Below are 24949 nucleotides of genomic sequence, written 5' to 3' on the forward strand. Positions count from 1 at the left end.
AGCAGTAGGTGAAGCATCAACCAGATAATCCGATGAGATGCCGGTCTGTCTCACTCTCATGCAAAGGTAAGATCAACCATTTAATCCGCTTACCCGAAAAAACTTGGCCAACTCAACCAGGTGAAGCCAGGCAGCAATCGCAGCCAGCTCTCATACATCGCCCGATCGGGAAACAGCAGGCCGAAGCCGACGCATAGGATGAAGGTCACGGCCAGGAACAGACCCAGGCTCATACCCAGTGCGATCACCGGGATCCGCGGCACGGCTTGACCCGGCAAGGGGAGCGCATGATGCGGCTTGGGCTTGGCCGTCGAAGCAGTATCGATGTCAGGCATGTTCGTTCTCCGGCTGGGCGGGTGGGCTCTTGGCTTCAGCGGCGAGATAGTGCTCGGGCGCGGCTTCGAAGCGTTCCCGGCAGTCACGCGAGCAGAAGTAATAGACATGCCCATCGTGAACGCTCGGCTTTGCCCCTGCCGTATCGACGGTCTTGCCACAGACGGGGTCGACGTCCTCGGCTGGCGGAGTCCAGCGCAGGCTCTCGGTGGTCGCCTGCCTCTCTGGTGCCCCCTCGTCATGCTTGGCCTTGCCACGACCATGACCCATCACGTGAGCACCGCAGCCGAAGCGCATCATCAGAAAGATGATTCCCGCCCAGAGCATGAAATATATGAGCTCATTCATGGACTCTCTCCTGCTATTTCATTATCGGGCCCGGTGTCTTCGTCATGCCGAGAAGCCATCCAGAGTAAGGCTAGAACCTAGGTGTGACGCAGTGGTCAGGACCGAAGGCGATACCCTATGCCTCTCGTCGTCACGGAGGTTGTCAAAGGATATGCAGCAAAGCTGAGTCAATGCTGAAAAAGTGGCGTGCCCCGCCGCCTGGCGGTGGCTTGCGGTACGAGATGCAGCCAGCGTCAAGGCGAGGCTACGCGGTAGCCTGCCGCATGGACGGCTGGGGAAGAGCACATGCCTGGCCATGCAGCAGGGCTCCTGGGGAAGGACATGCCTTCCAAGGCAGTACAGTACCTATTGACCCTCATCAGCTCGGATGGCGCTGCAAACCTCGGGGCCGCATCGAGGTTGTGACCTGTGCTGGCAGCGTGAAATACTCATGTCGAAATCTGCGCTTCTGGAACCAGGCGACGCCTATGCCGCGCTCTGTCATGACATGGCTGCTGTGCATCCTGCTGGGTATCAGCATCGCGATGCCGGGTGTCGTCATGGCGGACGAAAATCACGCCGGAAATGCCTGTGTGGTCGAGTCGGCTTTAGACTTGGCGTCGGTCATGCCGGAAGCGGCCGATGAGCAGGGTGGGCTGACAATCTGCAGTGCACCCTGCGGACACTGCGACGCCGTGATGTGGCTCACCCGTTCCCTGACTGCTGTCCCCCTGCCGCCGGCCCCGGTCCGGAGCACGTTCTGGCCGCGGGCACTCCCCGAACGCCTCGATCGCCCGCCGCGCACCTGAACGACCTCCTGCCAGGTATCCCCCCGTTCACCCTCGGCGATTGCTCATGGCGACGTCGTGGCTCAATGCGGTCGTGACGCTTGGCGCCGTACAAGGGGGCCACGCCAAGGGTTACCGATGATGCCTTGCCGATGAGCCCTCCTTTTGCCGATGTGGCAGTTGACTCCCCTTTCCATACAGGGATGGAAACAAGATGATGCAGTATCCTCAGATCGATCCGGTTGCCGTCGCCATCGGGCCGGTGCAGGTCCACTGGTATGGCCTGATGTACGTTGTCGGCTTCGTCGCGGCATGGCTGCTGGGGCGCTACCGCGCTCCCCGGCTGGGCTTGAGCCGGGACGACATCGGCGACTTGCTCTTCTACGGGGCATTGGGCGTCGTGCTCGGCGGACGCCTGGGCTATGTCCTCTTCTATGGCATGGAACAGTTCCTGGCCAACCCGCTATGGCTGTTCAGGCTCTGGGAGGGGGGCATGAGTTTCCATGGCGGCCTGGCCGGTGTCCTGGTCGCTGCCCTGCTGTTTACCCGCAAGCACCGTCTCGGCTTCTTTCAGCTCACCGACTTCATCGCGCCGATGGTGCCGATCGGTCTGGGGGCCGGGCGTCTCGGCAACTTCATCAACCACGAACTGCCGGGGCGAATCAGCAACCTTCCCTGGGCCATGGCGTTCCCGCACATGGGACCGGAGCCCCGCCACCCCTCGGCGCTGTATGAATTTGCCCTGGAAGGCGTGGTGCTGTTCGCGGTGATGTGGTGGCTATCGCGTCGGCCGCGCCGCCGGGGGCTGATCTCCGGGAGCTTCCTGCTGCTGTATGGCATCTTCCGCTTCGTCGTGGAATTCGTCCGGCTGCCCGATCCCCATCTGGGCTTCATCGCCTTCGGTTGGCTGACCATGGGCCAGCTGTTGACGCTGCCGATGCTGGTGGCGGGGATGGCGCTGGTGGCGTGGTCACGTCGCCAACCTAGCCCGGTGGGCCAGGCGCGACAGCCGGAACGCCCCGTATCGGCTCCCTGATGACGGAGGATAGTGTCATGACGATCGACACCGATGGACCTGGTCGAAGAGGAGGGCGTCAGGCTCGGCGCTGGCTTCGGGCTGCGGTGCTGCTGCTTGCCGCCGGGAGTGCTCCCCTGCTGGCGGCCGGGGTGCCAGCCGACTGGCCCAAGGGCCACTACCCGCTGCCTGAGGGGAGCGACCTGATCGGGCAGGACTACACCGTCGAAGCGGGTGCCGAGGAGACGTTGCTCGACCTTGCCCGCGAGCACAACCTGGGATACGAGGAGATTCGTCGCGCCAATCCCGATCTCAGCGTCTGGATGCCAGGGGAAGACACCGAGGTAGTGATCCCGGCGCAGCGCCTGCTGCCGCCGGTACCCCGCGAGGGCATCGTGATCAACCTCGCCGAACTCCGCCTCTACTACTACCCGGAAGTGGAGGAGGGCGAGGTGCCGCGGGTCGAGACCTATCCCATCGGCATCGGTCGTGAGGGGTTCGACACCCCGCTCGGCAAGACCGAGACCACCATGCGCATCGAGAATCCTGCCTGGTACCCGCCCGAGTCGGTGCGACAAGAAGCGGCGGCGCGTGGCGAGCAGGCCCCCGCGGTGGTCCCACCGGGACCGGACAATCCCCTCGGCGACTATGCGATCCTGCTCGGCTTCGACGGCTATCTCATCCACGGCACCAATCGGCCGGACGGCATCGGCATGCGTGCCAGCCGTGGCTGCATCCGCCTGTTCCCCGAGGACATCGAATCGCTCTTCGCGCGGGTCCCCGTCGGCACCCCGGTCCACATCATCAATCGACCGATCAAGGCCGGCTGGCACGAGGGAGCGCCCTACGTGCAGGCCTACCGGCCGCTGGAGGCGCAGGAGAACGGCATGGCACAACTGCTGGAGGCATTGACCTTGCTGAGTCAGTCTGCCGCTGGGGAGTCCATGGCACTCGACTATCGGCAGCTTCGCGGGGTGCTGGATGCCGCCGATGGCCAGGCCGTCGCCATCCGGCCGGCGCCGGCCCCCGCCCCCGGGGTCGCCGAGGCGGAGAGCGAGGCCGGCGGTCTCTACGAACACCTGGGAGGACAGCAGGCCGTTCTCGCAGCCCCGGAAGTGTGACGCCCCGGCAGCCAGGCATCATCCGATTCGCGCTTGGTCCGGGGGCCACGCTCGTGGACGGACGGCTTCGTCGTTTGGGTCGCGGCCATGTCGCCATGGCCTTCAGCAAGGTGCCGGGCGAGCCTGGTGCGGTGACCAAGAATATGTCGTGACGGTGGGCGGCGATACGCCGAGACGTCGCAGCAGACGCGACGGTTGGATGCCGATCGGCGCCCTCAGCCGATCGTGGCCAGGGCCGGGAACCAGTCCACCAGGATGCTGGAGAGCCGGGTGAGCGTTCCCGAGACGATCAGCAACCCCATGAGGATCAGGATCACGCCGGCGATCGGTCGGGCATAGGCACTCCACTTGCCGAGACGGCCCCGGTAGTGGCTGAACTTGTTGAGCAGCAGGGTGCTGGCCAGGAAGGGCAGGGCCAGGCCCAGGGAGTAGGTCGCCAGGTAGAGCATGCCGGCCTGGGCGTTGGCGGTGGTCGAGGTGGCCATCAGGATCGCCCCCAGGATCGGACCGATGCAAGGCGTCCAGCCGATGGCGAAGGAGATGCCGAAGAAGGTCGCCGCCATGGGGGAGCCCCCTCTCAGCTCGGGCGACCACTGAAAGCTGCGCTGCAGGACGGGTAGCCGGAACACGCCCGTCATGAACAGGCCGAGCACGATGACGATGCTGCCGGTGATCCAGTTGAGCTCCTGGCGATAGCCGCGAAGGAGCTGGCCGATGCTGGTGACCCCCAGGCCCATCAGGATGAACACCACGCTGAAGCCGAACACGAAGAAGGTGCTCAGCAGCAACGCCTCGAAGCGCCGATCCGCCTTGCCGGCACTGCCGCCGGTGACCACCGACAGATAGGCGGGCAGCAAGGGCAGGGTGCAGGGCGAGAAGAACGACAGCAACCCGCCGACGAGGGCGCCGATCAGGCCGATGGAAGAGAGCGTTTCCACAGAGCTTCTACCCGGGTGAAATGAATGGCTATCGGCCGGCGATCGTCAGAGTCGCCGGCCTAAGTGCGGAAGCGGAGTCGGTGGTCACCTACTCCTTGGTTAACCTGGAACGCGATGCCTCGAGAGATATCTGGTGACCGATGCCCCCCAGCTCCACGGTCTGCAACACCTCGAGGGAGTCCGGGGCGAGGATCCACAGCTGGGGTTCGGCGCGGCTGGTGATCAGCACCCGCCCGTCGGTGGGTGCCACGGCAAGATGGTAAGGGGCCGGCGCCAGCTCGGTGCTGTGTCGTGTGCCGTCCTCGAGGGATATCCTGACGAGGCGGTTATCACCCTGGCTCGTCGCATAGAGCGTCTGACCATTGGGACTCAGGTCGATGCCATGAGGCGCCGCGCCGATCTCGTATTCCGCGGCCACATTCCCGCTCGCAAGCTCCAGCGCCAGGGCTCTCCCCCCGGTATCATCGTTGACTTACAGGCGTTCGCCACCCTTCGAGAGCACCATATGCTCCGGGCTGCCACCCACGCGCATGTTCCGTCGCACGAACCAGTGCTGGGGATCCACCTCGCTGATGGTGCCGTTACCGGCGTTGCTGACGAATATGCTCCCTCCCTCTTCATTCTGAACCAGGTAGTTCGGGTTCGGCCCCGTCGCCACCACATGCTGTCCGTCTTGCGTGATCAGGACATGGTGCACGGGCCCGGGCACCTCCAGCGTCCTGACGAGTCGGCTCGTGGCCGTGTCGGCGACGTAAAGAAGCCCCGTATTCGTGGTTTCCCGGGAGACCGTTCCGCCATTGCCATGGTGAGCCGCGTGCTCGTCTTCCGTGAGTGGGATCTCGGTATTGGGCTCATGAGGCGAGAGGCTGCCCAGAATCAGTTGCCGACCATCGGGCGTCAGGGCGGAGCCGTGCGTGTTGATCGTATCGGTGACGGTCGATATCACCGCCTGCCGGTCCAGGTCGATGACATCCACGGCATTGGCCAACCCCAGCGGCACGAAGGCCCGGTCGCCGTTCGCGATGGCGGCGGTCGAGGCGCCGAGGGCCATGCCGGCCACGAGAAAAGCCAGCCATGGGCGCTGCAGGACATTCATCATGAGAGGTATCTCCTAAGCATTGAGGCCCCTTATGGGCATGTGCGACCGTCGTCATGTGGTCGGACTATCTTGGACAACGTTCATGAGACCGTTGTTGATCCAGGCCATGTGCAGACGTCATCGCTCACGGCGTGTCACTAGATAGCGCATCGATGTAGCACTGCTCGCCGCGGTTGATCAGCCGCCTGGGCCAGCGCTGGTGGTGAGACCGGGCGCGATACGGAGAGCCGTGTCAATGGTCGTGGTTCTCGTGGCCGTCGTCGTGGCTAGTGGTGTCCTGGGCTGTCATGGCACTCATGTCGCCGTGCTCGTGGTCGTGGCCGTCGTCGGCAGGCGCCGACTCGGCCTCTTGCTCCTGATGGCTGCGGGTTATGGCGCTCATGTCGCCGTGCTCATGGTCGTGGCCGTCATCCGTGGCGGGCGGTGCCGTCATGGCACTCGTATCGCCATGCTCATGAGCGTGACCATCGTCCTTATGGGATGATGTGGTTGCTACATCTTGGGATGAAACAAGGTTGCTGTACTCTTGGTTGGAAAGAGATGGGATCTTTTGTATAAAGGCAACGAGCTCCCAGAGCTCCTTGTCCTCATGAGTCATTCCCCAGCTTGGCATTCCTGTCATTTTTATGCCATTTTTAACGACCCAAAACTGCTCTTCAGGAGAGCTGTCTATCATCTCTGTAAAGTCGGGTGGGGTAGGGTTAAGCCCCTGACGCAGTACCGTGTTGTTCATGCCGGGTTTAAGATGGCATGCCGCGCATAATGATTCATAAGCATTAGCCCCTTGTCTTATCATATCCATGTCTTCTAGGTTAGGAGCTTCAATATCTTTGCTTCTGGCTCTGACGGAGCTTTCCATGGTTTGATGCAGCGACCAGCCTACGATGGGGTGGTGATCATCTTGTGCAGACACATTGTAGAATCCACCGAAAATAAAGAATAATGTGCCGAACGATATTGCAATTGCGCCGACGGTGACTCCATGCCAAATCTTCATATTTTGATCTTTTTTTCCTGATTGAGAGGGTCGCTAAAGGGATGGGGGTGTCACTGGAATCCATGCGTTGATGTGGAGATCACATTCCCAACCCTTCTGAACATTTTTTGATAAAAGAAGGCCAGCCGAAGCTGGCCTTTCTATTATCATCAAGACCGCTGAAAGGTCGGTTATTTAAAGTTGACGTGGAGATTGTAACGGTTGGATACCTCGTTGGGGCTTCCCATGGCGTCGCCCGAGACCTCCAGGATATAGGTGCCGGGAGATACCCGCTCGGTAATCAGGAAGTGCCCGCGCGGATCGGTAGCCTGAGCGATCAGGTTTCCCGCATCATCATACAGGCGACCTTGGATGCGGACGTTCTCGCTGGAGTCGCTGGCCAGGTGCTCGCTACTCAATTGCAGTGTCGTCGCTTGCTGAACCTGGAGGCTATATCGTTTTGGCACTTGAGAGATCAGTTGGTTGTCGGAAACACCGGCTTCCAACATCATCGGCTCCGATGGTTGGCTGCCGGTGACGGCGAACGTCGCTGCCGAGAACAGCCCCAGCATGGCGGCTCCGATCAGGGTAGTATAGCGCTTCATGATGCATCTCCTTGTGTGGTTGACATGGTCGAGTATGGAATCCTTGTCTGAAACGACGCTGAAAAAAGTGCCATGTGTCACGGTATGGGGATGGCGGAGCAGCCGTTGGTTCAATACCACATGCGGATGCCGGCGACGATCCCGGTATCCTCGGTGGCCTCGCCTTCGGCTCGTGCCATATCGGCGGTATCACCATACGTTTTCTGCCAGTAGCCGCCGATGTAAGGGGCGAACTTGCGGTGAAACTCATAGCGTAGGCGAAGCCCCGTGCGCACGGAGTTCAGGCCTTTGCCGATGCCGAACTCCGGCACCTCATCGGCAGAAACCGCCATCTCCAGGCGGGGCTGAAGGAATAGCCGCTGGGTAATGCGAACATCGTATTCACTCTCCAGGCTTGCCGAGAGATCACCATCTTCGCTGATGCGCAGGTCGGCGTCGGTCTCGAAGCGATACGGCACCAGCCCCTGAAGGTTGATGACGCCAAAGTAGCGCTCGAGATGGTCATCCGTGGCGATGCCCCCCTGATAGCCGATCCCCCCCTGCAGCTCCCAGAAGGGAGCGATCAGACGGCTATACAACAGATCGAGACTCTCGAATTCGGGGGCCTCGCCATCGCCCTGGACGTTCTCGCCTTCTCCCTTCAGGTAGACCCGGTTGACGTCTCCGCCATACCAGGCGCGAAAGTCCCATACCAGCGCATCGTCTCCTTCGTCGGGCCTGGCGTATTCGAGGCGGTCGACGAGCAGCGAGCCGCGTGGATGCTCGACGATGGGCGATGGCCAGTGCGCTGGCGCATCGTAACCGTCCTCGGCCTGTATGCCGGTGGCGGCCAGCATGGCGATAGTGGTGCCGAGACTCACGGCGATCCTTTTGGCTTTCATGAACCCTCCTTAGGCGACCTTGACGACCCGGAACATGCCGGCATCCATGTGATAGAGCAGGTGGCAGTGGAAGGCCCAGCTACCCTCGGCATCGGCGGTGATCAAGGCGGAGAGGCGTTCTCCGGGCTTGACGTTCAGGGTGTGCTTGCGAGGAATCAGCTCGCCGGCGCCATTCTCGAGTTCCATCCACATGCCATGCAGATGAATGGGATGCTCCATCATGGTGTCGTTGACCAGGATCAACCGCAGGCGCTCGTCCTTCTCGAAGTGGATGGGGCCCGTGACCTCACTGAACTTCTTGCCATCGAAGGACCACATGTAACGTTCCATGTTGCCGGTCAGGTGCAGCTCGAGCTCGCGGCCTGGTGGGCGACGATCCGGCCAGGGACGCAGTGCCTTGAGATCGCGATAGACCAGGACTCGGCGCTCACCCGGATCGATACCGATGCCTGGCTGATCGAGGCGGGAGCCTGGCTGGGCCACGCCCACGGGAAGCATGCCGTCGGTCCTGCCGGATGCCGCGTCGGCCATGTGACCCCGATCCATGCCCTGCATACTCGAGTGATCCATGCCGGGCATCTTGGCGTGATCCATACCCTGCATGGTCGAGTGGTCCATGCCGGGCATCTTGGCGTGATCCATCCCCTGCATGGCCGAGTGATCCATGCCGGGCATCTTGGCGTTATCCATGCCCTGCATGGCCGAGTGGTCCATGCCTTGCATATCGGACATTCCCGACATGTCCATTCCCGCATGTGCGCCCATGGCTTCCATACCTCGGTCCGCAATCTGGCGGCGTACCGGGATGGGAGCGGTCATGCCGAGCCTGGGCGCGAGGGTGCCGCTGGCGTAGCCGCTGCGGTCCATGGACTCAGCGAAAAGCGTATAAGCCGTATTCGCTTCGGGAGTGACCAGGACGTCATAGGTCTCCGCGACGCCGATGCGAAACTCCTCGACGGGCACGGGTTGAATCGGTTGGCCATCGGCGGCCACGACCGTCATCGTTAACCCCGGAATCCGCACGTCGAAGTAGGTCATCGCCGAGCCGTTGATGACGCGAAGCCGTTGGGTTTCACCGGGCTTGAACAGTGCCGTCCAGTTCTGTGACGGAGATTGCCCGTTCATCAGATAGGTGTAGGTGCTACCGGTGACGTCGGCGATGTCACGGGAACTCATGCGCATATCCGCCCACATGGCGCGCTGGGCGGCGGTATCGGCAAAGCCGTGTCGCTCCACGTCGGCGAAGAAATCCGCGACCGTTCTTTCCTGAAAGTTGTAGTAGCCTTCACCGATTTTCAGGTTATGAAAAATGGTCGCAGGGTCCTCGAAGCTCCAGTCGGTCAGCAGCAGTACGTGTTCGCGATCATAGCGAAACGGCTCTGGCTCGGCGGCGTCGATGATCAGGGGACCGGCATGGCCGAGCTGTTCCTGCAGGCCGGAGTGGCTGTGATACCAGTAGGTGCCGTTCTGGCGTACCGGGAAGCGGTAGGTGAAGGTCTCGCCGGGGGCGATGCCTGCGAAGCTGACGCCGGGCACGCCGTCCATCTCCGGCGGCAGGATCAAGCCGTGCCAGTGGATGGAGGTCGGTTCCTCCAAGAGGTTGGTGACACGCAGCACGGCGTCCTGGCCTTCCCGGAGGCGAACGAGCGGGCCGGGGCTGGTGCCGTTGATGCTGATGGGGCGAGCCGACTGGCCCGCTACCGGAAACGACTCACGGCGGATGGCCAGCGAGACATTGGGACCTTGCTCGGTGCCTTGTGGGTATGCCGCGGTTTGGCCCCAGGGGGCAGCCCAGGCCGGTGACAGCCTGAGCGCCATGGCGCCGAGCCCCAGGGCGCTGCCGCCCTTGAGCACCTGGCGTCGGGTCAGCGGGGATGCCGTTTGGTTGGCCTTTATCATGCACGACTCCTTTCCGAGGCGATGGATGGAGTCGATGATGCCGTGGCCAGCTGAATCCAGGCTGAATATCGAATCAGGCCGCGGGAATATGGATCGTGACCCGCAGGCCCGAGTCGGGCGGTGCCTGAAACTCGATGTTGCCCCGATAGTGCTCCAGCAGCTGGATCAGGATTGAGAGCCCCAGGCCATGACCGGGCCGCCCCTCGTCGAGGCGTCTCCCTCGCTGGCCCAGTCGCGTGAGCTGCTCTGTCGGCACGCCGGGGCCATCGTCTTCCACCATCAGGCATAAGCCGTCGCTGACGGTCGCGTGAATGCGGATGGTATGGCGCGCCCACTTGCCGGCGTTGTCCAGCACGATTCCCGCCATTTCCATGAAGTCCTGCCGCTCCATGGCCAGCCTCGCATCGGCCTTGGGCATGCCGAGGGACAGGAAGGTCTTGTCGGGGTAGAGGGTGCGAAACATGTCCAGCAGGGTAGACAGCTCTCGCTCGGGACAGGTGTGCTGGCCGGAGTCGGCCCCGGCGATGCGCGAGCGACGCAGCTCGGCATTCAGCTGCGCCTGCATGTCCTCCAGGCGGGCCAGGATCTTGGCCCGCCGTGGTGGATCGATGGGGCGCTGGCCGCGCATGACCTGCATAATCGCGGCCAGAGGCGTCTTCAGGGCATGGGAGAGGTCGGACACGGCATGTCGGGAGCGCTTCAGGCGGTTCTCCTGGGCATCCATGAAACGGTTCAGTTGTGAGACCAGAGCCTCGAGCTCGGCGGGAACCGTCAACTGCAGGCGTGCCCGTGTGCCCTGACGAAGTTCTTCGAGCTGTCGCTGCAGCTGCGCGATCGGGCCCAGGCCGGCCCTCACGGCGAGCAGGTTCAACCCTATGAGCAGCAGCAAGACGAGCCCAGCAATGACGCCGATCCACCAATGCAATCGACTCAACCCCGCTTCGACTCGGTCGAAGCTCTCGCCGACGAGTAGTACACCTTCGTGACCGTCGAAAGAGAAGGCTCGACGATAGACGAGCAGGTGACTCCCTTGGCGATGAACGTCGATCAGAGAGGCATCGACACTCTCAAGAAACGGATGGAGAACCTCCAGCCAGGCCGGATGGGAGGTGGTGACCTCCCCGTCGAAGCGCAGCACGTAGAGATGGTGAAAGACCCGTGCCGCCAAGCTCGTCGGGGCCGTGAGCGGGGGACGGTCGGTCGGCTCCTGGCGAAGCCGCTCAATCGTGTAGGCAGCCTCCTGGCGCAAGCGATCGCCGAGGAAATCACGGGCCAGGTCTCGCAGCAGGATGCCATGCAGCAACCAGGTCATCGCCATCACCAGGAAGGCCGCCCCGCCCAGCCAGACGAGCAGCCTACCTCTCAGGCTGCGCCGATCAAGAAGATGCAAGGACGTACCCCTGGCCGCGGCGCGTCTGGATGACATCCTTGCCGAGTCGTCGGCGCAGCCGCCCGATATAGACCTCCACTAGGTTGGGCGCCGGGGCATCCTGTTCCAGGGCGTAGAGCTGGTCGAGCAGGCGAAGCTTAGAGTGAACGCGATCGGGGTGGTGCATCAGATAGCGCAGTAATCGAAATTCGGTGGCCGTCAGCGACTGCCAGGCGTTGCCGTCGGTACTCACACGTTGGAGATGTTCATCGAGATGGATGCCGTTGACCCTCAGCACGTTGCTGGTATTGCCGTGCTGGCGGCGCAACAGGGCATGTAACCTGGCCAGCAACTCTTCCTCGTGGAATGGCTTGGTCAGGTAGTCATCCGCCCCACGGCGTAGGCCAACGACCTTGTCTTCCCAGGTATCACGAGCTGTAAGAGCCAGGATGGGCTGCTTGTACCCGTTTTCCCGCCAGCGCTCGAGCAAGTCGAGGCCCGACCCGTCGGGTAGCCCGAGATCCAAGATGACCAGCGCGTAATCCTCCAACTGCATCAGCGAATCGGCCACACGTAGATGTGTGGCCGTATCGACGCGGTAGCCTTGGTCGCTCAGTGTCTCCGCGAGGCTCTCGCTGAGCAGGTCATCGTCCTCGAGGAGCAATAGCTTCATGGCTTAGCCTTCGATCTGGATATCGCCGCTCATGCCCGCTTCGTAGTGGCCGGGAATATTGCAGGCAAACTCCACTTCCTCGACGTCGTGCGGCGCGGTCCAGACCAGTGTCGCGGTTTCGCCGGGCGGGATGGTCACCGCTGGCATGTTACCTGCATCATCGTGTCCTCCGCCATGATGGTCGGCGCTCATGTCGTGCCCGCCGCCTGAGGCCATGTCACGCATCATCTCGCGATGCGCCGCTTGCTCATCATTGTCGCCAATCACGAATTCATGTTCGAGAGTGCCAGAGTTGGTGATTTCGAACTTAACTGTCTCGCCGGGGGCGATCGCCAGCTTGCCGGGGGTGAACCACATGTCCCCCGCCTCAAAGGAGAGGGTGCGATCAATCGCCGTATGGTCGGCAGCCCGTGAGCCGTCGCTGCCGTGCCCGGCACCGGCCAGGGCAGTGGTGGACGCCAGGCTGAACATGGCTACGAGAAGTGTATTACGCATCTTGATACCTCTTTAGGGTCTGTGGACCTTCCCATATTTAAGCCACCAAGCTGAATCGAGGCTGAATGCTGAGCGATCTCAATGATCGACAGTGGCTCCTTGCGCTCGTTTCTGGCAAGCCTTCCCCTGGTTATAAGATCGGGCCAGGCTGGAGACGTAGCATCCAGTCTGGCTCAAAGCGAATGGGCTCTAGGGATAGGGGGGCGGTGTCCGGCAGGGTGACCTGCGCGGTCTCAGGGCCCAGCAGCATGTGGGGCAGGTACGGAATCACTGGTCACGTTCGTCGGAATACGCAATGTTCTAGCCGGGCTTCGTGGCATGCGATGAGATGTCAACCGTCTCGAGGCTGGTATGTAGAATCATGCCTGTAGCCTAGGCCTAGTGTTGAAAAAATCGCCATTAGCCGCGAGGCCATGAATGATATTCTAGTTAAGGAGGCAAGTAGCCCCTCATTACTCTCCAGTTGCCTTCCGTGGTAGCGCAAGAGCCACCAGGGCGGCCGAGATCCACAGGCAGCCCACATCGGTCAGAAATAGCACCGCCATAAACGAGGTGATAGCCCGCTTATCGCCGGTGAGGTGGTGGGGCAGTCGAAGTGTCTGGGTCCATATGACGCCGTATCAGAGGTGATTTCCTGGTGTTCTGTTACGAGCAATATGTGCTGCCCCATCTCCTACACTTGGCATGCGGTAACAAGGTAGTCGATCGTCAGCGAGCGGCCGTGGTGCCGCAAGCGCGGGGGCGGGTCCTGGAGGTGGGCATGGGATCCGGTCTCAACCTGCCCCACTACGATCCGGATCGGGTCGAGCTGGTTTGGGGGCTCGAGCCCTCCGAGGGCATGCGCCGCAAGGCCCGCCATCACGTCGCCGGGGCGCCGTTCGAGGTTCGCTGGCTGAACTTGCCGGGGGAGGAGATCCCTCTCGAGGACAACAGTGCCGATACCGTGGTGCTGACCTATACCCTGTGTACGATTCCGGACTGGCACCGGGCGCTAGAGCAGATGCGTCGCGTGCTCAAGCCGAGTGGCCAACTGCTGTTCTGCGAACACGGCATAGCCCCAGATGAGGGCGTGCGACGGTGGCAGGACCGCGTCAACCCTCTGTGGGGCAAGGTGGCGGGTGGCTGCCATCTCAATCGCACCATCCCCGAGCTCATCGAGCACGCCGGCTTCGCTATCCTGCAGATGGAAACGGGCTATCTACCGAAGGTCCCGCGATTTGCCGGTTTCAATTTCTGGGGAGCCGCCGCTCCCCGTTGATCAAGCCCTCATGTAATGAGGCGATCAGCGGGCAGGTGATACTTCCCTCCTGTTCATGACATGCCTGTACCAGTTCGGCCAGTGTCCGCTCGATACGCTGAAGACTGGCGATCTTCTCTTGCACATCCGCCAGCTTATGCTCGGCCAGGGTGCTGGCCTCCTCGCAATGAGTGCCATCCTCCAATCGCAATAGCTCGGTGATCTCGTCCAGGCTGAAGCCTAGCCGCTGTGCGGTCTTGACGAAGGTCAGCCGCGCCACGTCGGCCGTGCCATAGCGACGGATACTGCCGGGAGGCCGCTTCGGCTCCGGCAGTATCCCGCGTCGCTGGTAATAGCGGATCGTCTCGACATTGACGCCAACCGCCTTGGCTAGGCCTCCGATGGTCAGAAAATTCGCTTCGCACTGCATGCGCCTTGACTCCGTATCTGACTACGGAAGTAACCTTATCTCAGTTACTACCGACACGAAAGGAGAGCCTGTGATGCCGCAACCGAAAATGGGGCGGGGGCCCCTGGCCGCCGGAGGGCTCGCAGCGCTTCTGGCCTCGGCCTGTTGCCTCGGTCCTCTGGTGCTGATCACGCTGGGCGTTTCCGGCGCCTGGATCGGCAACCTGACCGCCCTGGAACCCTACCGCCCGCTCTTCATCGGCGTCGCGCTGGTGGCGCTGTTCTTCTCCTGGCGTCGGATCTTCCGGCCTGCGGAAAGGTGCCGGCCCGATGAGGTGTGCGCCGTCCCCCGAGCCCGAGTGGCCTACAAGGGGATCTTCTGGATGGTGTCGGTACTGGTGCTGATCGCCCTGGTGTTCCCTTACGTCTTGCCCCTGTTCTATTGAAAGGAGAGTTTCCCATGAAAGCTCGTTTCGCCCTCATCACGCTACTCGCCCTGGTCAACACGCCCGCCCTGGCGGCCCTGCAGACCATGACGCTGTCGGTGCCGGGCATGACCTGCGCCGCCTGCCCGATTACCGTCAAGGCCGCCCTCAACAAGGTGGACGGAGTCGCGCGGGTCGACGTGAGCTATCCGGATCGTGAGGCGGTGGTTACCTTCGATGACACCCGGACATCCGTGGAGGCATTGATCGAGGCCACCACCAACGCCGGCTATCCCTCCACCCCGACATCCTCGAAATCGGATCGGGAGTGACCATGAAGAACCCCGAGACCTTGCTGCGCGTGAGCATGATCGGCACCGTCCTGGTGGCGCTGTGTTGCTTCGCGCCGATCCTGGTGATTCTGCTCGGCACCCTCGGCTTAGCGGCACTGACCGGCTATCTCGATGTTGTGCTACTTCCTGCTCTGGCCGTCTTCATCGGCCTGACTCTCTATGCGTTATGGCGCAAGAATCAACACGACGCCTGCTGTCACCACGATTCATCCGCTTCCAGGAATTCCCCTCATGAATGATGAAAAGAAGCTGCACATCGCCGTGATCGGCAGCGGTGGCGCGGCCATGGCCGCTGCGCTGAAGGCCGCCGAGCGGGGCGCCCGCATCACCCTGATCGAACGCGGGACCCTCGGTGGCACCTGCGTCAACACCGGCTGCGTACCGTCGAAGATCATGATTCGCGCCGCGCATATTGCGCATCTGCGCAATGAGAGTCCCTTTGACGAAGGGGTGAGTGCCCAGGCGCCGGTGGTGGATCGGGCGAAGCTACTGGCGCAACAACAGGCACGTGTCGAGGAATTGCGCGACGCCAAGTACGAGGGGATCCTGCGCGACCATCCGGCCATCACGGTCCTGAATGGGGAGGCCCGGTTTATCGATGAGCGGACCCTGACCGTTGCCCTCAGTGAAGGCGGCGAGAAAACCGTCCACTTCGATCGCGCCTTCATTGGCACCGGCGCTCGTCCGGCCGTTCCGCCGGTGCCGGGGCTGGCCGACACCCCGTACCTGACTTCCACCAGCGCACTGGCACTGGACACTCTTCCCAAGCGGTTGATCGTCATCGGCGCCTCGGTGGTGGCCGTGGAGTTGGCCCAGGCCTTCGCCCGTCTGGGCAGCCGGGTGACCCTGCTGGCCCGCAGCCGCCTGTTGTCTCAGGAAGACCCGGCCGTGGGTGACGCGGTGCAGGCGGCGTTTCGCCGCGAGGGCATCGAGGTGCTCAAGAAGACCCAAGCCAGCGGTGTGACCCATGACGGCCAGCTTTTCACCCTGCAGACCAACGCCGGCACCTTGCGGGCGGAGCAACTGCTGGTGGCCACCGGACGCACACCCAACACCGAGGCCCTGAACCTGGCGCGTATCGGCGTGGAAACCGCGCGTGGCGCGATTCTGGTGGATGAGCGCCTGCAAACCATGGCACCGGGCATCTACGCTGCCGGTGACTGTACCGATCAACCGGAGTTTGTCTATGTCGCCGCCGCCGGTGGCAGCCGGGCCGCTGTCAACATGACGGAAGGCGACGCCACACTAGACCTAAGCGCCATGCCGGCGGTGATCTTCACCGACCCCCAGGTGGCTACCATCGGCCTGACGGAAGCGGAGGCTGTCAGGCAGGGCTTTAAAGTGGATACCCGCTCTCTTGATCTGGAGAACGTGCCAAGAGCACTGGTGAACTTCGACACCGGTGGGTTCATCAAGATGGTGGCCGAGCGCGAGTCGGGGCGCTTGCTGGGGGTTCAGGCGGTGGCGGGAGAAGCCGGTGAGCTGATCCAGACCGCCGTGATGGCGCTGCGCGCCCGCATTACGGTGCAGGACATCGGCGATGAATTGTTCCCCTACCTGACCATGGTGGAAGGCCTCAAGCTCTGCGCCCAGACCTTCACCAAGGATGTGACGCAGCTGTCCTGCTGTGCGGGGTGAGGGAAAGTGTCGCTGGCACCTGTCCACTCCTTGCCCCCGTACCATGGTACGGCCAGTACACTCTTTTCGGAAACTACGCAGGTGCCGACATGAGTGACATGACCATCGGCAAGGTGGCCGAGGCAGTAGGCGTCGGGGTCGAGACGATTCGCTTCTACGAGCGACGCGGGCTCATCGAACAGCCGCCTCGTCCAGAGGGCGGAGGGTATCGCGTCTATTCGGATGAGGCGGTGCAGCGGGTGCAGTTCATTCGCCGCGCCCAGGAGCTCGGTTTCTCCCTGCGCGAGATCGCCGGGCTGCTCTCGCTGCGTACCGACCACGACACCGATGCCGGAGAGGTTCGGCGGCTAGCCACCGACAAACTCCAGGATGTGGATCGCAAAATCGAGCGGCTCCAGCATATCCGCCGAGGGCTAATGACGCTGCTCGACCGTTGTCCCGGCGAGGGACCATTGCGGTGCTGTTCCATCATCGACGCTCTGGAGCACGACGAGAGGCTGGCCGGCAAGCCGACCAAACGAAAGGAGCCTGACATGCAGACACTAAGACTCGCGATCGAGGGTATGCATTGCAACGGCTGTGCGGAGATCGTCCGCCACGTTCTCGAACGGCAGGCGGGGGTCAAGGGGTGCTCGGTCTCTCATGAGAACGGCGAGGCCAGGGTGGCCGTCGACACCACTCAGACCTCCGCTGAGCAGCTCGCCGAGGCGGTACGCGGTGCCGGGTATTCGGCAAGCATCGTGACAAAGGCAGACTAGCGCCTTGGAAATTGCCGTTGCCTTGCCGCTGGCCGCCGGGCTCGGGTTGCTGGGCTTCGTCGAGCCCTGTTCGGTCGGTAGCCACCTGCTGTTCATCCGCCATCTCGAACGGCTGCCTCGTCGGATGCAGGCCGTCCAGACGCTGCTGTTCACCCTGGCCCGGGCCGCGTTGATGGCCGGGCTCGGGGTGCTCGCGGCACTGATCGGCAGTGCGTTCACGGGGCTTCAGCACGCTCTCTGGGCCGTGCTGGGGAGCCTCTATGTAGGCGTGGGACTGCTGTATCTCGGTGGAGGCGCGCCCTGGCTCTTGACCCGCGTGAACCGCCTCCTGCCACGCCTGGCCGGGACTCCGGGCAGCCTGGGACTGGGCGTGCTGTTTGGCTTGAACGTGCCGGCCTGTGCCGCCCCTCTGCTGGCGGTCCTGCTCGGGGATACGGCCGCGCGGGCCGCGGCCGGTGGGGGCATCATCTTCGGCGCCACCACCCTGCTGGTGTTCGGCCTGGCGCTCTCCAGCCCCCTGGTGCTTGCTGTCTATACCGCCCGTGGCCGGCGTTGGCTCGAGGCCCTCGCGCGCCTCGCCGGCCGCATGCCGCGCTGGACGGGGGGCGTGCTGGTGGGACTCGGGGCCTGGACCCTGTGGCTGGCCTTCTCCTCGATGTGAGGACTCGACCGGCCCGACCACTGCGGTGCCTCTGTGCCTTCCCGTATTGATCCCCATTGGCGCTTGACCCCGTAGCAAAGTACGGCCTCTATCCTCGACGCATGACCTCATTTACATCAAGGGGGGCGGCGATGAGTTCGGCAGCGACAGCCACAGCGGAGGAAGGCCTCCAACCCTGGAGCCTGGAAGCCACTGGGGAGCCAGGGATCCAGCGGGTGCGGGCCCATATCGGCGGACTGCACTGCTCGCTGTGCACCGGCACCATCGAGCGGGCCCTGGGACAGAAGCCAGGGGTACGCCGCGTGGCGGTCAGTCTCACCCACGAGCAAGCCCTGGTCGAATACGACACGCGCGAGACCAGCGCCGAGACGCTGATGGGCACACTTCAGGCCATCGGCTACACCCTCAGCGACCCCCGCAAGATCGAACCCTACGCGAACCAGGAGCGCGAGCTAGCCCGCGAGCGTAACCGCTTCCTGGTCGCGCTGGCCGCCAGCCTGGCGGCGGTGGGCCTGATCGTCGATCCCACCTCGCCCTGGACCCTGGGGCTCTCCACCCTGGTCTATGTCAGCCTGGTGATCTTCGGCTATGCCGTCCTGCGTGGCCAGGGCACCCGAGCCGCCATGGGCGGTAGCGCCCTGTTGGCGCTGGGCGGCCTGGTCTTGTTCGCGCTACGTGCCGGCAACCTGCTAGCAGGCCAGGAGGCGACCGTGGTTGCAATCCTGGCGCTCGCCATGGTGTTCGGTATCGCCCGGCAGATGCTGGTCATGGCCTATCAGGCCCTGCGCCGGGGCATTCTCAACCAACACGTGCTGGTGGAGATCGGGGCCTTTGCGGGCCTGGTCGGTGGCGGCATCGGTCTGGCACTGCGGCCCGACAGCTACCCCACCGCCGCCTTCTTCGCCGTCTCGGTCATGGTGCTGACCTACCACCTGTTCTCCGAGTGGCTCTCGCTGATCGTCAAGACCCGCAGCTCCCAGTCGGTGCGCCGCCTGCTCGACCTGCAGCCAGAGACCGCCCACGTCATCGGTGGGGATGGCGAACGTGAACTGCCGGTGGCGCAGGTGGAAACCGGCATGCGGGTGCGTATCCGCCCCGGAGAGCGCATCCCGGTGGACGGCGAGGTCAGCGAGGGCGACTCGGCCGTGGATCAGTCCCTGGTCACCGGCGAACCCCTACCGGTCGAGAAAGGCGTGGGCGATGCGGTGGTCGGCGGCGCCATCAATGGCAACGGCACGCTGGTGGTGCGGGTGACGGCCACCGGCGAGGCGAGCTTCCTGCAGCAGGTGGTCCGCAGCCTGGAGGATGCGCGGGCGCTCAAGCCGGGTCTGCTACATCTGGTCGACCGGTTGCTGCGGGTCTATACCCCCACGGTACTGATCGTCTCCGCGCTGGCCTTCGTGTTCTGGATGAGTGCGCCGCTACTCTGGGGAGCCGGGGCCGACCTGGAACGGGCCGTGTTCGCCGCGCTAACCGTGCTGGTGATGGGCTATCCCTGTGCAGTGGGCATCTCCGCGCCGCTCTCCATCGTACGGGGCGCCGGTGAGGCCGCCGACCTGGGGGTGCTGATGCGCACCGGCGAATCCTTCCAGGCCCTGCGGCGCGTCACCACTGTGGTATTCGACAAGACCGGCACCCTGACCGAAGGTCGCCCCGCGGTACGCGAGGTTACCCGTGTCGAGGGCGACGAAGGCACGCTGCTGTCGCTGGCCGCCGCCGTCGAGTCCGCCTCGGAACATCCCCTGGGGCGTGCCGTGGTCGAAGCGGCCCTGGCTCGGGACCTAGCGATTCCCGACGTCACCGAGTTCCAGGCGCACTCCGGTCGCGGCGTCACCGCCCAGGTGGACGACGAAACGGTGTGGGTCGGCAGCCCGACCTTTCTCGTCGAGCAGGGCATCGACCTGGCACCGGTGAGCGATGGCATCGAGACCGACGAGCATCAGGGCCAGACGGTCATCGTCGTCGCCCGAGGCGAACGGCTGCTGGGGGCCATCGCCCTGGGCGACGGCCTGCGGGCCGATGCAGCGGAGACCGTGCAACAGTTGCGTGGGCTGGGCATCCGTACCGCCCTCATGACCGGCGATAACGCGCGCACCGCCCGACATATTGCGCAACAGTTAGGCATCGAGACCGTCCACGCTGGCGTACTGCCGGAGCAGAAGGCTGACCTGTTGCGAGGGATGCAGCACGAGGGACGGGTGGCCATGGTCGGCGACGGCATCAATGACGCCCCGGCGCTGATGCAGGCGGACGTGGGCATCGCCATGGGCAGCGGCACCGATATCGCCATTGACGCCGCCGACATCATCATCCTCAACGCACGGGTGAGCAGCGTGGTGACCGCCTGGCGGATCAGCCACTGGGGGTATCGCAAGATGCTGCAGAACGTCTCGCTGGCCTTCCTGTTCAACGGGGTGGGGATTCCGCTTGCGTCTACCGGACTGATCTATCCCGTCTGGGCTATGGTGGCCATGGCCGCCAGTGTGACTGCGATCTTCATCAACTCACTGTGGCAGCGGCCATCGCTGCTCTTCGATGCCGTGGCCAGCGTGCGCTCGAATGACCCGTGAAGCCTTGTCCTCAGCTACCTGCTGAAGAGTCCCTCAAGCGACTGGTACTGGGTTCCAGGTGGTTGAATACCTTTAACCCTGTATTTAGAGACGAGCTAAGTTTACGGGGGCCTATCACGTATCTTGAGAAACCTTGGGGATCACCGTTAGCCAAGGGATAGGACGAGGAGGATGTCAAAGGTCTGTGTGATAGGCTTTGCAAGATATGCGATGGCGAAAAGGCACGAGGTAGGGAATGACGGATCATGATCAGGATAACCATGAGAATCATCCGGTGGGCCACGAGGGGGCCAGTACCAAGCATCAGCGGCGGGGGCTTCGCCTGAGTGAGCATTGGCGTGAGCAAGCTCGGAAGGTGGCTTCTGGTGAGATTGATGATGTCGAAGAGACTTCGCCTACACGCGATACAGGACCCAACTTCTCATTTCCCAATGCATCACACGATGATGAGCCACCGGCCACCGTAAAGTCCCTCTTTCGTGACCCCGATCTCCAAGCTGCGCCCAATACTTCTTGGCCTTCTTGGTCGGCAGCGTCTGATTGGGGTAGTGAGTCTGGTACTAGAGGCATGGGGTTCTTTGGGGCGCGCCAAGTGCCAAAGCAGTCTCGTCATGATAGACAAGTAGCCGATGTCATGTCCATGCTGAAAGGACAGTTCTATATCACTAATAATGGGTCGAGAAGCCCTCTTTTGACTGATAAGTTTACGGGCGAAACCTTGCCGCATTTCGACCCAAAGATCCTTGAGAGACTGAAGGGGGAGTATTGGAGAACCTCCATAGGAAGGCAGCAGGATGTCTCCTATGGTGTCATCAAATCTGCCATCAGCAATTTTGTTTATGGTGCTATCCCCGAGGCTGTTCTACCGGTTTACGGTCGTGCAGGCGTCGACTTGAATAGCGGTCGACGCGCGCTGATCCTGGGGAATCAATGTCTGATTTTTTCACCGGGTTTATCGAGCTATGAAATACGGAATGGGATTCCCCATGTCATGCCTCGCGAAAGTTTTCCGGTGAGTGTTCCTGATGATATTGGGAATGTGCATCCTCAATCGATATCTACCTTATTTGATGTCACTTCGCTGCCAAGGGATAGTGACCTGTTGGTGATTGCCTGGATGATCATGGCCTGGCGCTCAGATAGTGCGCCCGTGTTGCTTGAGTTGTTAGGTGAGGTTACTCCTGAACTGATCGATTCACAGAAGTTGCTGAAGACGGTCATAGACCCGGCGAGTAGTCTGTTTGAGATCGAGGTTCCCAAGACGGTAAAGCAAGTGGATATACGGGCGCAGTGCCATTACCTAATGAGTTTTCATCAAGTGGATTCGCTGACCGAAACACAGCAGAAAGGCTTGCTTTCGATCATGCAGGGAAAGGCAGTAGAGTGGCGAACGAAAACGAAGCGTTCTGGGGTAGATCTCTTCATCCGTTGTGCGATCATGCTGAATAGCAGCGAGAGTGTGGTGACCTATGCACCGCTATCAGGCGCTACCCTGAGCATAGAGATGGATGAGGCTGGAGGGGGTAACCCTCAAAATGCAGTGAAGGATCGCAGCATGGCAGAGAGAACCATCATTCATGGCCTCCTCCAAATATTTGGCCATGTTAATAAGTTCTGGGGACATGTTGAAAATGATCGACAATTCGATTGCTATGGTGGATTGCGAGACCTATGCCGGATAGGTGTGCTGGTGGCTGATGCTTTGGGAAGAGGCACGGCTGAATTCTGGCAACAACTCGACGTCAACCAGCAAAGTCGTCGCGATTATGAGCTGGAGGAGAATCCCGTCGCGATGGCAGTTAAGCGTGTCATTGATGCGTCGGAGAATGGACGGATAGAGGCCACGGTCAAGGATTGGCTTGTACTGCTCGATGGGTATCGCCCTGAGTCTGATCCTGCAGGTTCCTGGCCTGTCACGTCCCGAGGGTTGGCGGCCAAGTTCAAGCAGAGCAGAGCCTTGCTCTCGACGTTCGGGATCCAGCTTGTCCCTCTCGAGAAACGTGGTCCCTATGGGCGCTGGCGTGCCTCATGCGATGCCTCTCGTCAGCAGTAGCGATGGACTCCTAGAACGTGAAAACTGGCATTGGGTTAGACATTGTGACTTTTAAATCTTAAAAAGCATCAAGGTCAGGCATCCTGAGGCGCCCATGTTGTCCGATAATCCGTTGCAATGTCTCAGACTCCATCGCTTTGGTGGGTCTCTACCCACTGTCTGAGCAGGGCATGGCCGACCCCAGAGGGCAGCCGTCGACCCTGCTCCCACTCCTGCAGGGTCCGCACGCTGACACCCAGTTCGGCCGCCAGCGCCGTCTGGCTCATACCTCGAATCCGGCGCAGGGCCATGATGTCACGTAGCAATCGGCGAGTGGGTTCCTTGCATTCCATCCTGGCAAGACGACGATCTCCTCGGGGGTCGTGGGATGACGGTACTTGCTGGCTGTCACGGGTATTGTGTGGGGTAGAGAAGGAAGAAAACATCGAAGTCGGGAACATGGCAGGCACCTTGTTGAGGGAGACAGAATGGGGCCGCAGAAGACGGCCTCATACCATGTCATTCAGTGATCAAAGACGGCTTCCATCGAAGACGTGTGCCTTCTGACCGAATGGTTTGCTGTAGGCCTTGCACAGGTAGCTGGCCATGTAGACCGCTTCATTCATGGCCATCCAATCATCCCGGTGCAGGATGCAGGACCAAGGTTCTTTCTTGACCGGGTCTTTGCAGACATGGATCAGCTGATGGAAGCGGGGATCGTTTGGGGCGAATCCCATCGCCTTCAGCCAGGAGCGCATCATGCGGTGGTAGAGATTGTTGAATGAGTAGATACCACGCCAATCTGCCGTGAACGCCCCCAGGCTGTCGTAGGCGTTCCTGTTGAGCATGATCATCAGGTGGTAGTGAGGCTTGTCGCTGTTGATCTGCTCGCGCGCCCACAGGTAGTGCAGCTGGGTCGGGTACTTGGTTTGCCTCTGCTTGAGTTCGTTGCGGAAATTTTCAAAGAACCTTGCCAGAACGACATTGGTCTCGTGCATGGGTAGGCGCGACATCTCATCCGGGAAGTGAAGGTCTACGCGGAAGACGAAGGTGGAATGATTGATCCATGTCACGGCATTGAGCGTCTTCAAGACTCGCTCCAGGTAGTTCGCGACCAGTGGGCCATCTGTCCAATGCTGAACGTCAAAGCCTCGATAGGTGTCGTCGTAGTGAAGACGCAGCTTGTCGTTGAGCGGATGACGAAGAGGGTGATGTTGAAACATGAGGAGTTACCTCGCTGTGGGAATGATGAAGGACTCCGCAGCGATTGTCTTGTCGGTCGATAGGGTGGATAGGGAACGGTAGGCGTTGACATGGGCATGATGCTGACGATCATCTGAGGTTCACATCAGGCGTTCTCCAGACGCCTGTCAGGTCAATCCCTAGAAAGGGGTGTCATGAATGATGACGGCACCATGGGGAGTGGTCTGTGGGGGACCACTCCTTGGATGGCCTCTCATGCTCTTGGATGGGCTTTCACAAGTGAGCCCATTATGGCCTAGTGCCTATCCCTGTAGATCCTGTTAGGTGTCTAGTGAGTATACCCATACTACTTACCCGTCACTGACGCATATCAGAACCCCAGGAAACGCCTATCCCTGGACATGCCAATCGCCCCAGTTTCCTGACGAATGAGGTGTCACTCACCTTTCCGGGAAATTCCGTTATCGATCCGTACAAGACGCCGTGACGTGATGACGTCACGGTTTCGCTGCATCCCATCTCACAGCGCTGTAAAATATTACGTCGTCTTGACTCATCATCCCGGCACTCATCGGATGGATGCTCTGGAACATGCTCAGGAAGCCGGTGGAGGCCGGAAAACCCGGCTTTTTCCCGTGGCTGACGTACACCCCGACGATGTGTTCGGTCTGATAGGCAAGAGCTTGCGCTTTGTCGATTTAACCGAATCTCAAACCTGTACTACCTCCTTGAAGCCCCAGACGGATGGCTTCGTTCTCATGTCTTTCCCTGCTTAGGAGGCAGTGCAATGCCAATGTCATGTCCCAGCTGCGGCGCGTCTCGGGTCGTGTCGCGCCATCATGGTCGGAAGGTGGGTGGCACCACGGGTGCCGTGGCCGGCACAGCCAGTGGGGCGGCCGGTGCCTGGAGTGGCGCCGAGGCCGGCGCGTTGGTTGGCGCAGTAGGCGGTCCGGTAGGGATCGCCGTCGGCAGTATCGCTGGAGCCGTATTTGGTGGGTTGGTCGGTGGTACGGCGGGCGGCGTCGCCGGGGCTCGCCTTGGCAGCGAGCTGGATAGCCAGGTGCTCGACAATCTCGAGTGCCGGGCCTGTGGCCACACCTTTCGTCCTCATGTCAATTGATCCCTGACGGCCTGTCTCACGAGTC

The 24949-nt window shown here is 61.8% G+C and carries 28 protein-coding genes; 12 read left to right on the forward strand and 16 right to left on the reverse strand.

All coding sequences use genetic code 11. The annotated features are described in order from the left end of the window. Positions 1-89: 89 nt before the first annotated feature. Positions 90-335 carry a hypothetical protein gene (locus FHR96_RS05675; RefSeq protein ID WP_183386946.1) on the reverse strand — a complete coding sequence of 82 codons (246 nt, stop codon included), beginning with the start codon at positions 333-335 and terminating at the stop codon, positions 90-92. After that, positions 328-681 (reverse strand): YHS domain-containing protein, encoded by a 354-nt coding sequence (locus FHR96_RS05680; protein WP_035594400.1) that lies wholly within the window; start codon positions 679-681, stop codon positions 328-330. Before FHR96_RS05680 ends, FHR96_RS05675 begins: the two co-directional genes overlap by 8 nt. A gap of 482 nt (positions 682-1163) precedes the next feature. Here FHR96_RS05680 and FHR96_RS05685 point away from each other — a divergent pair, with 482 nt between their 5' ends. From FHR96_RS05685 to FHR96_RS05695, 3 genes are all read left to right on the forward strand, one after another. Beyond that, positions 1164-1469 (forward strand): hypothetical protein, encoded by a 306-nt coding sequence (locus tag FHR96_RS05685; protein ID WP_152561226.1) that lies wholly within the window; start codon positions 1164-1166, stop codon positions 1467-1469. A 193-nt stretch (positions 1470-1662) separates the two neighbouring features. Next, a complete protein-coding gene (gene lgt / locus FHR96_RS05690) occupies positions 1663-2484 on the forward strand; it encodes a prolipoprotein diacylglyceryl transferase (RefSeq protein WP_035594395.1) in 822 nt (273 codons plus the stop codon). A gap of 17 nt (positions 2485-2501) precedes the next feature. Then, positions 2502-3584, forward strand: coding sequence for a L,D-transpeptidase family protein (locus FHR96_RS05695; RefSeq protein ID WP_052052405.1), 1083 nt, complete (start codon positions 2502-2504; stop codon positions 3582-3584). Positions 3585-3799: 215 nt separating this feature from the next. Here the strand turns inward: FHR96_RS05695 and FHR96_RS05700 are convergent, their stop codons facing one another. The 10 genes from FHR96_RS05700 to FHR96_RS05740 form a co-directional block, all read right to left on the reverse strand. After that, complete coding sequence (locus FHR96_RS05700; RefSeq protein ID WP_035594393.1) at positions 3800-4522, reverse strand: cytochrome c biogenesis CcdA family protein; 723 nt, start codon at positions 4520-4522, stop codon at positions 3800-3802. 88 nt (positions 4523-4610) lie between these two features. Continuing rightward, positions 4611-4940: a YncE family protein gene (locus tag FHR96_RS22325; protein WP_221195717.1), complete on the reverse strand. Its 330-nt coding sequence runs from the start codon at positions 4938-4940 to the stop codon at positions 4611-4613. A 54-nt stretch (positions 4941-4994) separates the two neighbouring features. Beyond that, on the reverse strand, positions 4995-5621 hold the full coding sequence (locus FHR96_RS22330) for a YncE family protein (RefSeq protein ID WP_221195718.1): 627 nt from the start codon (positions 5619-5621) through the stop codon (positions 4995-4997). Positions 5622-5853: 232 nt separating this feature from the next. Then, a complete protein-coding gene (locus FHR96_RS05710; RefSeq protein WP_183386703.1) occupies positions 5854-6618 on the reverse strand; it encodes a c-type cytochrome in 765 nt (254 codons plus the stop codon). Between the two features lie 170 nt (positions 6619-6788). Then, entirely contained in the window at positions 6789-7202 is a 414-nt protein-coding gene (locus FHR96_RS05715) for a hypothetical protein (protein WP_183386704.1), read from the reverse strand. A gap of 110 nt (positions 7203-7312) precedes the next feature. Continuing rightward, positions 7313-8083, reverse strand: a complete 771-nt coding sequence (locus tag FHR96_RS05720) for a copper resistance protein B (RefSeq protein WP_183386705.1) — start codon at positions 8081-8083, stop codon at positions 7313-7315. 9 nt (positions 8084-8092) lie between these two features. Then, the gene (locus FHR96_RS05725) at positions 8093-9982 is read right to left on the reverse strand and encodes a copper resistance system multicopper oxidase (RefSeq protein WP_183386706.1); all 1890 of its coding nucleotides are present in this window, start codon (positions 9980-9982) and stop codon (positions 8093-8095) included. Positions 9983-10055: 73 nt separating this feature from the next. Then, entirely contained in the window at positions 10056-11372 is a 1317-nt protein-coding gene (locus FHR96_RS05730) for an ATP-binding protein (protein WP_246392806.1), read from the reverse strand. Continuing rightward, positions 11359-12024 (reverse strand): response regulator, encoded by a 666-nt coding sequence (locus FHR96_RS05735; protein WP_183386707.1) that lies wholly within the window; start codon positions 12022-12024, stop codon positions 11359-11361. Before FHR96_RS05735 ends, FHR96_RS05730 begins: the two co-directional genes overlap by 14 nt. Before the next feature lie 3 nt (positions 12025-12027). Beyond that, positions 12028-12519, reverse strand: coding sequence for a cupredoxin domain-containing protein (locus FHR96_RS05740; protein ID WP_183386708.1), 492 nt, complete (start codon positions 12517-12519; stop codon positions 12028-12030). A gap of 658 nt (positions 12520-13177) precedes the next feature. Here FHR96_RS05740 and FHR96_RS05745 point away from each other — a divergent pair. Next, positions 13178-13777, forward strand: a complete 600-nt coding sequence (locus FHR96_RS05745; protein ID WP_343066336.1) for a class I SAM-dependent methyltransferase — start codon at positions 13178-13180, stop codon at positions 13775-13777. Here the strand turns inward: FHR96_RS05745 and merR are convergent. After that, on the reverse strand, positions 13746-14186 hold the full coding sequence (merR, locus tag FHR96_RS05750; protein WP_183386710.1) for a mercury resistance transcriptional regulator MerR: 441 nt from the start codon (positions 14184-14186) through the stop codon (positions 13746-13748). The two genes, FHR96_RS05745 and merR, sit on opposite strands and share 32 nt — an antisense overlap. 73 nt (positions 14187-14259) lie before the next feature. On the opposite strand from merR, the gene merT reads away from it, so the two are divergent. From merT to FHR96_RS05790, 8 genes are all read left to right on the forward strand, one after another. Then, positions 14260-14610 carry a mercuric ion transporter MerT gene (gene merT / locus FHR96_RS05755; RefSeq protein WP_183386711.1) on the forward strand — a complete coding sequence of 117 codons (351 nt, stop codon included), beginning with the start codon at positions 14260-14262 and terminating at the stop codon, positions 14608-14610. A gap of 14 nt (positions 14611-14624) precedes the next feature. After that, entirely contained in the window at positions 14625-14921 is a 297-nt protein-coding gene (gene merP, locus FHR96_RS05760) for a mercury resistance system periplasmic binding protein MerP (RefSeq protein WP_183386712.1), read from the forward strand. A gap of 2 nt (positions 14922-14923) precedes the next feature. Continuing rightward, positions 14924-15181: a mercury resistance system transport protein MerF gene (gene merF / locus FHR96_RS05765; RefSeq protein WP_183386713.1), complete on the forward strand. Its 258-nt coding sequence runs from the start codon at positions 14924-14926 to the stop codon at positions 15179-15181. Next, positions 15174-16580 carry a mercury(II) reductase gene (gene merA / locus FHR96_RS05770; RefSeq protein WP_183386714.1) on the forward strand — a complete coding sequence of 469 codons (1407 nt, stop codon included), beginning with the start codon at positions 15174-15176 and terminating at the stop codon, positions 16578-16580. The genes merF and merA overlap by 8 nt, the downstream gene beginning before the upstream one ends. A gap of 89 nt (positions 16581-16669) precedes the next feature. Continuing rightward, positions 16670-17338: a MerR family transcriptional regulator gene (locus tag FHR96_RS05775; RefSeq protein WP_183386715.1), complete on the forward strand. Its 669-nt coding sequence runs from the start codon at positions 16670-16672 to the stop codon at positions 17336-17338. A 4-nt stretch (positions 17339-17342) separates the two neighbouring features. Then, complete coding sequence (locus FHR96_RS05780) at positions 17343-17999, forward strand: cytochrome c biogenesis protein CcdA (RefSeq protein WP_183386716.1); 657 nt, start codon at positions 17343-17345, stop codon at positions 17997-17999. A gap of 215 nt (positions 18000-18214) precedes the next feature. After that, the gene (locus tag FHR96_RS05785; protein ID WP_221195720.1) at positions 18215-20569 is read left to right on the forward strand and encodes a heavy metal translocating P-type ATPase; all 2355 of its coding nucleotides are present in this window, start codon (positions 18215-18217) and stop codon (positions 20567-20569) included. Between the two features lie 235 nt (positions 20570-20804). Then, positions 20805-22622: a hypothetical protein gene (locus FHR96_RS05790; RefSeq protein WP_183386718.1), complete on the forward strand. Its 1818-nt coding sequence runs from the start codon at positions 20805-20807 to the stop codon at positions 22620-22622. A gap of 122 nt (positions 22623-22744) precedes the next feature. Here the strand turns inward: FHR96_RS05790 and FHR96_RS22670 are convergent, their stop codons facing one another. From FHR96_RS22670 to FHR96_RS05805, 3 genes are all read right to left on the reverse strand, one after another. Further along, positions 22745-23062 carry a helix-turn-helix domain-containing protein gene (locus tag FHR96_RS22670; RefSeq protein ID WP_343066337.1) on the reverse strand — a complete coding sequence of 106 codons (318 nt, stop codon included), beginning with the start codon at positions 23060-23062 and terminating at the stop codon, positions 22745-22747. A gap of 69 nt (positions 23063-23131) precedes the next feature. Then, a complete protein-coding gene (locus tag FHR96_RS05800; protein WP_183386719.1) occupies positions 23132-23824 on the reverse strand; it encodes a YagK/YfjJ domain-containing protein in 693 nt (230 codons plus the stop codon). A gap of 776 nt (positions 23825-24600) precedes the next feature. Further along, positions 24601-24915 (reverse strand): hypothetical protein, encoded by a 315-nt coding sequence (locus FHR96_RS05805; protein ID WP_183386720.1) that lies wholly within the window; start codon positions 24913-24915, stop codon positions 24601-24603. Positions 24916-24949 lie beyond the last annotated feature (34 nt).

The sequence above is a fragment of the Halomonas organivorans genome, from assembly GCF_014192055.1.
GTDB classification, from domain to species: domain Bacteria; phylum Pseudomonadota; class Gammaproteobacteria; order Pseudomonadales; family Halomonadaceae; genus Halomonas; species Halomonas organivorans.

Bases quoted from the DNA above. Each gene is read 5' to 3' on its own strand.
- FHR96_RS05675 (WP_183386946.1), bottom strand. From the start codon at position 335: ATGCCTGACATCGATACTGCTTCGACGGCCAAGCCCAAGCCGCATCAT.
- FHR96_RS05680 (WP_035594400.1), bottom strand. From the start codon at position 681: ATGAATGAGCTCATATATTTCATGCTCTGGGCGGGAATCATCTTTCTG.
- FHR96_RS05685 (WP_152561226.1), top strand. From the start codon at position 1,164: ATGACATGGCTGCTGTGCATCCTGCTGGGTATCAGCATCGCGATGCCG.
- lgt (WP_035594395.1), top strand. From the start codon at position 1,663: ATGATGCAGTATCCTCAGATCGATCCGGTTGCCGTCGCCATCGGGCCG.
- FHR96_RS05695 (WP_052052405.1), top strand. From the start codon at position 2,502: ATGACGATCGACACCGATGGACCTGGTCGAAGAGGAGGGCGTCAGGCT.
- FHR96_RS22330 (WP_221195718.1), bottom strand. From the start codon at position 5,621: ATGATGAATGTCCTGCAGCGCCCATGGCTGGCTTTTCTCGTGGCCGGC.
- FHR96_RS05710 (WP_183386703.1), bottom strand. From the start codon at position 6,618: ATGAAGATTTGGCATGGAGTCACCGTCGGCGCAATTGCAATATCGTTC.
- FHR96_RS05715 (WP_183386704.1), bottom strand. From the start codon at position 7,202: ATGAAGCGCTATACTACCCTGATCGGAGCCGCCATGCTGGGGCTGTTC.
- FHR96_RS05720 (WP_183386705.1), bottom strand. From the start codon at position 8,083: ATGAAAGCCAAAAGGATCGCCGTGAGTCTCGGCACCACTATCGCCATG.
- FHR96_RS05725 (WP_183386706.1), bottom strand. From the start codon at position 9,982: ATGATAAAGGCCAACCAAACGGCATCCCCGCTGACCCGACGCCAGGTG.
- FHR96_RS05735 (WP_183386707.1), bottom strand. From the start codon at position 12,024: ATGAAGCTATTGCTCCTCGAGGACGATGACCTGCTCAGCGAGAGCCTC.
- FHR96_RS05740 (WP_183386708.1), bottom strand. From the start codon at position 12,519: ATGCGTAATACACTTCTCGTAGCCATGTTCAGCCTGGCGTCCACCACT.
- merR (WP_183386710.1), bottom strand. From the start codon at position 14,186: ATGCAGTGCGAAGCGAATTTTCTGACCATCGGAGGCCTAGCCAAGGCG.
- merT (WP_183386711.1), top strand. From the start codon at position 14,260: ATGCCGCAACCGAAAATGGGGCGGGGGCCCCTGGCCGCCGGAGGGCTC.
- merP (WP_183386712.1), top strand. From the start codon at position 14,625: ATGAAAGCTCGTTTCGCCCTCATCACGCTACTCGCCCTGGTCAACACG.
- merF (WP_183386713.1), top strand. From the start codon at position 14,924: ATGAAGAACCCCGAGACCTTGCTGCGCGTGAGCATGATCGGCACCGTC.
- merA (WP_183386714.1), top strand. From the start codon at position 15,174: ATGAATGATGAAAAGAAGCTGCACATCGCCGTGATCGGCAGCGGTGGC.
- FHR96_RS05775 (WP_183386715.1), top strand. From the start codon at position 16,670: ATGAGTGACATGACCATCGGCAAGGTGGCCGAGGCAGTAGGCGTCGGG.
- FHR96_RS05790 (WP_183386718.1), top strand. From the start codon at position 20,805: ATGACGGATCATGATCAGGATAACCATGAGAATCATCCGGTGGGCCAC.
- FHR96_RS22670 (WP_343066337.1), bottom strand. From the start codon at position 23,062: ATGTTCCCGACTTCGATGTTTTCTTCCTTCTCTACCCCACACAATACC.
- FHR96_RS05800 (WP_183386719.1), bottom strand. From the start codon at position 23,824: ATGTTTCAACATCACCCTCTTCGTCATCCGCTCAACGACAAGCTGCGT.
- FHR96_RS05805 (WP_183386720.1), bottom strand. From the start codon at position 24,915: ATGAGGACGAAAGGTGTGGCCACAGGCCCGGCACTCGAGATTGTCGAG.